The following is a 9651-nucleotide window of genomic DNA, read 5'->3' on the forward strand; positions in this document are numbered from 1 at the left end:
GGTCAGGGTCAACCGGCGGGGCGGGATCAGGCGGGTCGGGTTCCGGGTCGTCCGGCGGCACCGACTACGGTGTCGTCGTCGATCCGGCCGGCGCGCAGGCCTACGCCCGGGGGGCGATAGGGGCGTACGGCTGGGGATCCGACCAGTTCTCGTGCCTCGTGTCGCTGTGGAATCGCGAATCGGGCTGGCGGGCGAACGCCCTGAACCCCTCGAGCGGTGCGTATGGCATCCCGCAGGCGCTGCCGGGCTCGAAGATGGCCACCGCCGGAGCCGACTGGCGCACCAACGGCAACACGCAGATCAACTGGGGCCTCGCCTACATCAGCGCGCGCTACGGCTCCCCCTGCGGTGCGTGGGCGCACTCGCAGGCGACCGGCTGGTACTGAGCCTCAGACGCGGCCTCGCACGCCGTCACCGCCGACCGGAAGGTCGACGTAGTCGTCGTGCTTGGCCGACAACCCGTCCCCCGCGGTGCACCCATGCAGGCGGCGCCAGATCCACGGCAGCGCGTGCCGGCGCAGCCAGCCGTGCGGATCCGGCGCGTCGTCGTCGGCGTGAAGGGCGGCATCGAGCCCGCCGAGCGCCTCGGCATCGGGCACCCCCAGCGCTTCCGCCGCCCGGTACGCGAGGAAGCGGTGGCCGCGGGAGCGCATGTGCACCTTGTCGTCGGCCCACATGTCGAGGTCGCCGAGCGCCGGATGCGCCTCGGTGTCGAGCAGCATCGACCCGGTGTCGCGGGCGATGCGCCGCAGCTCCGAGGCGTAGACGGCGAACCGTCGCGCGAACAGCCGCGCCGCGCGGCGCCGCGGAAGGAAGGGAGTGACCAGCAGCACGTCGACGCCGGCGTCCCGCAGGCGACGCACCTGCGCCTCGAGGCGGGCGGCGAGCGCGAGCGGGTCGGCGCCGTGCCCGACGAGGTCGTTGGCCCCCATGAGGATCGACACGAGGTCCGGGCGCAGGCCGAGGGCTCGGGTGACCTGATCGGTCTCGAGGTCGCGCACGCGGCGGCTGCGCACCGCGAGGTTTGCGAACCGGAACGGCGCGGCGCCCGCCGATCCGTGCGCGAGCAGCATCGCGAGCCGGTCGGCCCAGCCCCGGTACATCCCGGCCGGCATACGGGAGGTGTCGCACAGGCCCTCGGTGATCGAGTCGCCGAGGGCGACGTAGCGGTGCCACGCGATCGGATGCGGCGCGGGGGCCGTGCGTGCGACGGTCTCCGGGCGGATCGCGGCGCGCACGAAGAGCGCGTCATCGATGCGTCGCAGGTCCCGAGCCTCGTCGTAGTGCTGCACGAGCCGGCCGACGAGCGCGCTCCATGTGCGCTCCCTCACGCCTTCGCGCGCCGCCCGGGAGAACGCGCGGCGTTTTGCGTCGTCGCCGACGAGATCCTCGACCCGGGCGCGCAGGTCGCCGAGGTCTCCCGGCCGATAGAGCCAGCCGTCGAGGCTCGAGTGCACGAGGTCCACCGGGCCGCCGCACCCGGTCGCGACGACCGGCACCCCGCTCGCGAGCGCCTCCTGGATGGTCTGACCGAAGGTCTCACTCTCCCCCGGGTGGACGAAGACGTCGAAGCTCGCGACCGCGCGGGCGAGATCGTCGCCACCCAGGTGGCCGAGGAAGATCGCGCGCGGCAGCTCGCGTTCGAGCTGCGCCCGCGAGGGCCCGTCGCCGACGACGACGAGCCGCGTGCCGGGGATGTCGGCGACGGCCCGCAGGTCCTCCACCTGCTTCTCGGGCGCGAGACGCCCGACGTAGCCGATGAGCTGCTCGCCGGGGGCCGTGCGCGCGCGCCACAGATCGCTGCGCCGCTCGGGCGCGAATCGCTCGGCGTCGACGCCGCGCCCCCACATCCGCACCCGGTCGACGCCCAGCTCGTTCAGCTGTGCGATCGAGGCGGTCGAGGGCGCGAGAGTCGAGGTCGCGCGACGGTGCAGGCGTGTGACGTGGCCTTCGACGAGGGCGGTCGCCTTCGGCAGGCCGTATTTCCGGGCGTAGGCGACGACGTCGGTCTGGTAGATCGCGACCGACGGCAGGCGCAGACCGTCGGCGGCGACGAGCGCCTGCCAGCCCAGCACGAAGGGCGATGCGAGGTGAACGACGTCCGGCTGGAAGTCGCGGAGGATCCCGGCGATGCGGGCGGCCCGCGCGAACACGAGACGCACCTGCGGATGGGAGGGCATCGGCACCGATCGCAGCAGCTCGGTGCGGGCGGCGTCGACGGCGCCGATCGTGTCGGGCGCCTTCGGGGCGATGACGAGGGTCTCGTGCCCGGCCTCGCCCAGGTGCCGCAGCACGTGGAGCACAGAGCCGGTGACCCCGTTCATGTGGGGGAGGAAGGATTCAGCGACCAGCGCGACTCTCACGACACCAGGGTGGGGTGCCCACGACACGCGGATGCCCCGAATCGGCCGCGATCGCCGAGTGTTCACCCAGGTTCCCACCGCCGGTCACCGAGGGTTCCCCGACGTGTCGACTCCCGCCTGGGATCGTGGGCATCCGATGGTCGACGACTGGCTGACCGGGCTCGCCGAGAGCCCGTGGGCGCTCCCCCTGCTGGCCGCGCTCGTGTTCGGCGACGCCTTCCTGGTGGTCCTCCCCGGGGAGACCGCGGTGACGGCGTTCGGCGCGCTGGCGGTGGCCACGGGGCATCCGTTCATCGTCGCGGTGATCCTGGTCGCGGCTCTCGCCGCGTTCGCCGGCGACACGTGCTGCTACCTGATCGGGCGCACGGTCGGGCTAGAGCGATGGCGATGGATGCAGCAGCCGAAGATCCGCGCGGCGTTCGATTGGGCGCGGGCCCGACTGCACCGACGCGCGGGGGCCGTGGTGTTCACGGCCCGGTTCATCCCGTTCGCCCGCCTCGCGGTGAATCTCGTCGCCGGGGCGTCCCACGTGCCCGCCGCTCGCTATCTCGGCGTGACGGGCACGGCCGCCCTCGGCTGGGCGGCCTATCAGGCGCTCATCGGGGCGGCCGCAGCGGTGCTGCTGCCGGGCGGCCCGATCGTCGCCGTGCTCGTCTCGATCGTGGTCGCGCTGGCGATCGGGTTCGTCGTCGATGCTGCGCTCGCGCGGCGAGGGGTCGTGCCGACCGCGCCCGCAGACACGCCACCGGCCGACCCACTAGGGTGAGCGCCATGCCTCGCCAATACGTCGACGTCGTCGAGCACATCGACGCCCCCGCTGAAGCCGTCTTCGACCGCATCAACGAGCTCGGCCGTTTCAACGACTGGAACCCGTTCCCCACGATGGACCCGACCACCGTGACCAGCAACGAGGGCCCCACGAGCGGAGTCGGCTCGGTGTTCCTCTACGAGGGAAGGCGCCTCGGCAAGGGACGCATGGAGATCACCGGCACCGAGCGTCCGTCGCGACTCGACGTCGCGATGACCTTCTGGACGCCCAAGCCCTCGACCTCCGACGTGGTGTTCTCCATCACTCCGGCGGCCGCCGGAGGTGTCGACGTGCACTGGATCGTGTCAGGTGAGGTGAACGTGCGCACCTGGATCATGGGAAAGCTGTTCCTCGACAAGATGCTCGCGAACACGTTCCTCACCGGCCTCGGCACGCTCAAGACGCTCGTCGAGTCAGAGATCGCCTGACCCGCGGGGGTCACTCCCCCGCGAGGCCCCCGAGCAGGTGGCCGAACGAGCGGCCCTCGCCGAGGTACGACGACGGGTCGAACGGGTCGGATGCCGCCTTCTCGGCGTGCAGTGCGATGGCCTCCGCCAGTTCGGCGGCGCCCTTCTCGATGCGCGACGCGAGCGGCGCGACCTGGTCGCCCGCGCCACCCCAGTCGGACGACGCCGCGAACACCCCCGTCGACACCGGCTGGGCGTGCAGGTAGGCGAACACGGGACGGATCGCGTAGTCGATCGCGAGCGAGTGCCGTGCGGTGCCCGCGTTCGCGCCGATGAGCACCGGGGTGCCGGTGAGGGCGTCGGGGTCGAGCACGTCGATGAACGACTTGAACATTCCCGAGTAGCTCGTCGAGAAGATCGGGGTGACGACGATGAGCGCGTCCGCCGAGACCACGGTGTTGATCATCGTCTCGAGCGGCGCCGGCGCGAAGCCGGTCAGCAGGTTGTTCGTGATGTCGTGGGCGTAGTCGCGCAGTTCGAACGTGTCGACGGATGCCTCGATCCCCCGCTCCGACAGCTGGCGCACTGTCGCGGCGGCGAGGCGGTCGGCGAGCATGCGCGTCGATGACGGGTTCGACAATCCCGCGGTGACGACCGCGATGCGGCGGGCGGTCATCTCAGGCCCCCGTCCGGGTCGCGGCGGCGCCGAAGGCGGCGCCGGCGCGCTCCTTGGTGTCCTCATAGGGCGAACCGTGGGTGAGGTTGTCGCCGCGGTTCGCGCGCGGACGCGCCTCGCGCGGAGCGGCGCCGTCGTAGGCCGCGGCGACGAGCGACGCGTGGGTCGGGGCATCCGGGACGGTCTCGGGACGGTTGGTCTGGAACTCCTTGCGCAGCACGGGAACCACCTCGGAGCCCAGCAGGTCGAGCTGCTCGAGCACGGTCTTCAGCGGCAGGCCGGCGTGGTCGATGAGGAACAGCTGGCGCTGGTAGTCGCCGAACAGGTCGCGCATGCCGGCGTAGCGGTCGATGACCTGCTGCGGCGACCCGACCGTGAGGGGGGTCATCTCGGTGAAGTCCTCCATCGACGGGCCGTGGCCGTAGACGGGGGCGTTGTCGAAGTACGGGCGGAACTCGCTCACGGCGTCCTGTGACTTCGGGCGCATGAACACCTGACCGCCGAGTCCGACGATCGCCTGCTCGGCGGTGCCGTGGCCGTAGTGGGCGAAGCGCTCGCGGTACAGCGTGATGAGCCGCTGGAAGTGCGAGGCGGGCCAGAAGATGTTGTTCGCGAAGAACCCGTCGCCGTAGTAGGCGGCCTGCTCGGCGACCTCGGGGGTGCGGATCGAGCCGTGCCAGACGAACGGCGCGACGCCGTCGAGCGGACGCGGGGTCGAGGTGAAGCCCTGCAGGGGGCTGCGGAACTTCCCCTCCCAGTCGACGACGTCCTCGCGCCACAGTTTGTGCAGCAGCGCGTAGTTCTCGATCGCGAGCGGCAGGCCCTGGCGGATGTCCTTGCCGAACCAGGGGTAGACCGGGCCGGTGTTGCCGCGCCCGAGCATGAGGTCGACGCGGCCGCCGGAGACGTGCTGCAGCATCGCGTAGTCCTCGGCGATCTTCACCGGGTCGTTCGTGGTGATGAGCGTCGTCGCGGTGGAGAGGATGAGCCGCTCGGTCTGGGCGGCGATGTAGGCGAGGGTCGTGGTGGGCGAGGACGACCAGAACGGCGGGTTGTGGTGCTCGCCGAGCGCGAAGACGTCGAGCCCGACCTCTTCCGCGTGCTTCGCGATCGTGAGGGTCGCGCGGATGCGCTCGGCCTCGCTCGGGGTCGTGCCCGTGGTCGGATCCTGCGTGATGTCGCTCACGGTGAAGATGCCGAACTGCACGGCGGGGGTGGGTGCGCTGTTCTCGCTCATGGTGTCCCGCTTTCGTCTACGTACTCACGATTGTATGCACGTGAATGTAATTTGTGAAACACCTCGCGTCCACGGTTATTCCCGCGGGGTCTGATCGGTCTCGGCGTACAGGCCCAGCAGATCGCGCACCAGCTGATGCGGCGTCGTCTCGCACGGGCTGTGCCCGGTGTCGTAGACCGCGATGGATGCCCCGATCCGCGCCGCGTACTCCCGATACTGCGCTTCCGGCCACAGGTCGTGACGGCCTGTCGCCACGAGCTTCGGCAACGGCAGGGCGGCGACAGCCTCCGCGACATCCGGCATCCGCTTCATGAGCCCCACGATGTCGTCGACGCTCGCCCGACGCGTCTGCGCGAAGCGCTCTCGCACGAAGGCGATGCGCTCCGGCGGCACCCGGTTGAGGTTGTTGCGGATGCCCCACAGCATGAGCGATGCACCCGCGTGCGGCGAGGTCGCCCCCGAGAACCGTCCGATGCGCTTCACCCCGCGGAACACCTGGCCGACGTCGGGCGGCGAGGTGAGCAGCGCGAGCGAAGCGAACAGCTCGGGCTGCTCGACCAGCAGCACCTGTGCCACAAGACCCCCGAAGCTGTAGCCCAGCACATGCGCGGGCGCGCGTCCGGCATCGAGCACAGCCCGCAGGTCGGCGCAGAACAGGTCGTAGTCGTAATGCGCGCGCGGCGGGTCGAGGTTCTCCGGACCCGCCCCACCCGACTCGAACTGGCCGGCGAGATCGTACGACTCCACGCGGTAGCCCGCCGCGAGCAGCGACGGGATCATCAGCAGGAAGTCCTCCTTCGAGCCTGTCGCCCCGGGCACGAGGAGCACCCGCGGGGCATCCTCAGCGCCGGCGACGATGCGTGCAAGGCGACCGCTCGGCGCGTCGAGGTCGGCGCGCACCACACCCGGCGGGAGGGCGGCCCAGTCGACGGCGCCGATCGCGGCATCCAGCTCTGCGGCGTCGCCGAGTGTCGTCATGCGGCCCCTCCCCTTCGGAGCGAAGGCTATCGCCCGGCCTGCGCGCCCCCGCGCAAGCGCTCCGGTCACGGGGTGCAACAAACGAGCTGTGCGGCCTGTTCCGACATAGCCTCGACGCATGACCGATCTCTCGCTTCCCGTGCTCGACTTCTCGCTGCTGCGCCAGGGCGAGGCTGAGGCCGCTGAATTCCGCGCGCAGCTTCGGGCCGCGACGCACGACGTCGGATTCTTCTACCTCACCGGCACGGGCATCGCTCCCGCCGAGGAAGCGCGGCTGCTGCGGGTCGCCAAGGAGCTCTTCGCCCTGCCCGAGGCCGAGAAGCTGGCGATCGAGAACCTCAACTCGCCGCAGTTCCGCGGCTACACCCGCGTCGGGGGCGAGCGCACGCAGGGGAAGGTCGACTGGCGCGAACAGATCGATATCGGGCCCGAGCGCGAACCGATCACGGATGCCGACGCGCCCGACTATGCGCGACTGATCGGACCGAACCTGTGGCCCGAGAACCTGCCCGAGCTCAAGGAGGTCGTGCTCGACTGGCACGAGCGCCTCAGCGACGTGGCGCGGACGCTGCTGCGGGCATGGGCACTGGCCCTCGGCGCAGAGGAGTCGTACTTCGACCAGCACTTCGGTGAGCCCTCCACCTTGATCAAGATCGTGCGGTACCCCGGCAAGGAGGACCCGACGCCTCAGCAGGGAGTCGGCGCCCACAAGGACTCCGGCGTGCTGACGTTGCTGTGGGTCGAGCCCGGCAAGGGCGGGCTGCAGGTCGAGCGCGACGGCGCATGGGTGGATGCCCCGCCGGTCGAGGGCGCGTTCGTGGTCAACATCGGCGAGTTGCTCGAGTATGCGACGCAGGGCTACCTGAAGGCGACCAACCACCGCGTGATCTCGCCCCGGTACCCTGACGAGCGCATCTCGGTTCCGTTCTTCTTCAACCCGACCCTCGACGCTCAGCTGCCGATCATCGACCTGCCGGCGGAGCTCGCCGCCCAGGCGCGGGGCGTGACCGACGACCCCACGAACCCCATCTTCGCGACCTACGGCGAGAACGCCCTCAAGTCGCGCCTTCGCGCACATCCGGACGTGGCCGAACGCTGGCACGCCGACCTCGTCGCCGCACGCGCCGCACGAGTCTGACGCCTGACGACGATCGGCCCGCCCCTTCCGGGGCGGGCCGATCGTTGTCACACCCGCCGTGCGCTGCGAGAGACGAAGGGCGAGGCGCGGGGAACGAGCAGAGGCCCGTCCCACACCGTGGGACGGGCCTCTGAAGACGATGTACGCCGGGTGACTCAGCGGCGAAGGCCGAGACGCTCGATCAGCGAGCGATAACGCGCGATGTCGATGTCCTGGAGGTAGCCGAGCAGACGACGGCGCTGACCGACGAGCAGGAACAGACCACGCCGCGAGTGGTGGTCGTGCTTGTGCTCCTTGAGGTGCTCGGTGAGGTCCTTGATGCGCTGCGTCAGCAGAGCGACCTGCACCTCGGGGGATCCGGTGTCACCGGGGTGCGTCGCGTACTCTTCGATGATCGCCTTCTTGACGTCCTGTTCCAGTGCCATAGAGCGATCCCCTTTCTCCTCGTTGCGCGGTGCCCGTCACCGAATGTGCGAGCTCTCTTTCTCCGCGGCCGATCGAACGGCAACCGGAACAGCTTACCAGCGCCGGACGGCCACCGCGACCGCGGCGGCGGGCCGCGACATCCGGCACGACTAGGCTCGACGCGTGCGTTCGTCTTCATCCCCCTCGACCCGATCGTGAACGCCCGCCGCAGCGCATTCATCGACATCCGCCCTCTCACCACGGTGCCCGCCTTCGCGCGGCTCTGGGTGGGAGCGACCCTGTCGGGCCTCGGCGGCCAGCTGACGATCGTCGCCGTCATGCTGCAGGTCTACGACTTCACCGGCGACACCTTCGCGGTGTCGATGATCGCGGTGGCCGGGCTCATCCCGATGGTGCTCGCCGGCCTCTACGGCGGCCTGCTCGCCGACGCGTTCGACCGGCGCGCAGTCGCCCTCATCGCGGCATCCGTCACGTTCGTGTCGACGGCCCTCATCGCCGCACTCGCGTGGACGCAGGTCGAGAGTCTCTGGTCGCTGTACCTCCTGAGTGTCGTGAACTCCGCCGCCAACTCGATCGTCATGACCACACGGTCGGCCATCACGCCGCGCCTGCTGCCCCGCGACCTCCTCCCGGCGGCCGCCGCACTGCAGGGCGTGACCGTCGGCATCATGGTGATGGCAGGTCCCGCGCTCGCGGGCGTGCTGGTGGCGACCGTCGGGTACGCCTGGACGTACTCGGTCGACGTGCTGCTCATGTCGTCGCTGTTCCTCGGCCTGTGGACCCTGCCGCGCCTGCGCCCCGAGGGCACGATCGCGCGACCCGGCCTCGAGTCGTTGCGCGACGGGCTCGGATTCCTCCGGAAGGCCGGGAACATCCGGCTGCAGTACATCCTCGACATCACCGCGATGACGTTCGGACAGCCGACCGCCCTCTTCCCCGCCGTGGGTGCCGTGCTGCTCGGAGGTGGCGCGATCACGACGGGCGTGCTCACCGCCGCCGTCGCGCTCGGCGCCCTGCTGTCGAGCCTGCTGTCGGGACCGATCGCACGCTATCGGCACCACGGCCTCGGGATCGAGCGGTCGATCATCGTCTACGGCGCCAGCATCCTCGCCTTCGGCGCGGTGCTCGCCGCCGCGGCCCTCGGCGCGTTCGCGCCTGAGACGGTCGGCCCGAACACCCCGAACGTCGTGCTGATCGCCGCGGGCGCCGCGGTGCTCGCCGTCTCCGGAGCCGCCGACAACGTCAGCGCGATCTACCGTTCCTCCATGATGCAGTCGGCCGTGCCCGACGCGATGCGCGGACGCCTGCAGGGCATCTTCACCGTCGTGGTGGCCGGCGGACCCCGCATCGGTGCCCTCTACGCCGGCACGCTCGCGACCTTCACCGCACTGTGGTTCCCGCCGCTGCTCGGCGGATTCCTCATCATCGGGATCGTCGCCGTGCTCGTGCGCCTGTCGCCCGGCTTCCGCGCGTACGACGCCGCGCACCCCGTGCCCTGATCGACGCGATCCCGCCGTTCTCCGGCGGATATCCGACGTCGCAGTGGCAGGGGATGTGCAGCGTCCGCACCCCCGCGTAGTGTGCCGGGGTGGCCACCACCGCTCCCCCCACCCAGGCC

At 70.8% G+C, this 9651-nt stretch carries 10 protein-coding genes; 5 read left to right on the plus strand and 5 right to left on the minus strand.

Features of this window, described 5'->3' with window-relative positions:
• Positions 1-386 (plus strand): aggregation-promoting factor C-terminal-like domain-containing protein (locus RR49_RS15755; protein ID WP_045245795.1); only part of this gene is annotated, 386 nt, incomplete at its 5' end.
• 3 nt (positions 387-389) lie between these two features.
• Here the strand turns inward: RR49_RS15755 and RR49_RS00520 are convergent.
• Complete coding sequence (locus RR49_RS00520; protein ID WP_045245807.1) at positions 390-2363, minus strand: GDSL-type esterase/lipase family protein; 1974 nt, start codon at positions 2361-2363, stop codon at positions 390-392.
• A gap of 103 nt (positions 2364-2466) precedes the next feature.
• Here RR49_RS00520 and RR49_RS00525 point away from each other — a divergent pair, with 103 nt between their 5' ends.
• Both RR49_RS00525 and RR49_RS00530 read left to right on the plus strand, forming a co-directional pair.
• Entirely contained in the window at positions 2467-3129 is a 663-nt protein-coding gene (locus RR49_RS00525) for a DedA family protein (protein ID WP_245610924.1), read from the plus strand.
• A gap of 5 nt (positions 3130-3134) precedes the next feature.
• On the plus strand, positions 3135-3599 hold the full coding sequence (locus RR49_RS00530) for an SRPBCC family protein (protein WP_045245797.1): 465 nt from the start codon (positions 3135-3137) through the stop codon (positions 3597-3599).
• Positions 3600-3609: 10 nt separating this feature from the next.
• On the opposite strand, the gene RR49_RS00535 is transcribed toward RR49_RS00530, so the two are convergent.
• The 3 genes from RR49_RS00535 to RR49_RS00545 all read right to left on the minus strand — a co-directional run bounded on the left by RR49_RS00535 (position 3610) and on the right by RR49_RS00545 (position 6469).
• On the minus strand, positions 3610-4254 hold the full coding sequence (locus tag RR49_RS00535) for a CE1759 family FMN reductase (protein WP_045245798.1): 645 nt from the start codon (positions 4252-4254) through the stop codon (positions 3610-3612).
• Between the two features lies 1 nt (position 4255).
• Positions 4256-5491 (minus strand): LLM class flavin-dependent oxidoreductase, encoded by a 1236-nt coding sequence (locus RR49_RS00540; protein WP_045245800.1) that lies wholly within the window; start codon positions 5489-5491, stop codon positions 4256-4258.
• Between the two features lie 75 nt (positions 5492-5566).
• A complete protein-coding gene (locus RR49_RS00545) occupies positions 5567-6469 on the minus strand; it encodes an alpha/beta fold hydrolase (protein WP_045245801.1) in 903 nt (300 codons plus the stop codon).
• Positions 6470-6587: 118 nt separating this feature from the next.
• Between RR49_RS00545 and RR49_RS00550 the strand changes: the two genes are divergently transcribed.
• Complete coding sequence (locus RR49_RS00550) at positions 6588-7607, plus strand: isopenicillin N synthase family dioxygenase (RefSeq protein WP_045245802.1); 1020 nt, start codon at positions 6588-6590, stop codon at positions 7605-7607.
• Positions 7608-7762: 155 nt separating this feature from the next.
• Here RR49_RS00550 and rpsO read toward each other — a convergent pair whose 3' ends face one another.
• Positions 7763-8032: a 30S ribosomal protein S15 gene (gene rpsO / locus RR49_RS00555; protein WP_045245804.1), complete on the minus strand. Its 270-nt coding sequence runs from the start codon at positions 8030-8032 to the stop codon at positions 7763-7765.
• A 195-nt stretch (positions 8033-8227) separates the two neighbouring features.
• On the opposite strand from rpsO, the gene RR49_RS00560 reads away from it, so the two are divergent.
• Positions 8228-9532, plus strand: a complete 1305-nt coding sequence (locus RR49_RS00560; protein ID WP_045245806.1) for an MFS transporter — start codon at positions 8228-8230, stop codon at positions 9530-9532.
• Positions 9533-9651: the final 119 nt, after the last annotated feature.

This window comes from Microbacterium ginsengisoli (assembly GCF_000956535.1).
In the GTDB taxonomy this organism is placed as follows: domain Bacteria; phylum Actinomycetota; class Actinomycetes; order Actinomycetales; family Microbacteriaceae; genus Microbacterium; species Microbacterium ginsengisoli.

Excerpts from the sequence above, each read along its gene's own strand:
- RR49_RS00530 (WP_045245797.1), top strand. The coding sequence starts at position 3,135 with ATGCCTCGCCAATACGTCGACGTCGTCGAGCACATCGACGCCCCCGCT.
- RR49_RS00535 (WP_045245798.1), bottom strand. The coding sequence starts at position 4,254 with ATGACCGCCCGCCGCATCGCGGTCGTCACCGCGGGATTGTCGAACCCG.
- RR49_RS00540 (WP_045245800.1), bottom strand. The coding sequence starts at position 5,491 with ATGAGCGAGAACAGCGCACCCACCCCCGCCGTGCAGTTCGGCATCTTC.
- RR49_RS00545 (WP_045245801.1), bottom strand. The coding sequence starts at position 6,469 with ATGACGACACTCGGCGACGCCGCAGAGCTGGATGCCGCGATCGGCGCC.
- RR49_RS00550 (WP_045245802.1), top strand. The coding sequence starts at position 6,588 with ATGACCGATCTCTCGCTTCCCGTGCTCGACTTCTCGCTGCTGCGCCAG.
- rpsO (WP_045245804.1), bottom strand. The coding sequence starts at position 8,032 with ATGGCACTGGAACAGGACGTCAAGAAGGCGATCATCGAAGAGTACGCG.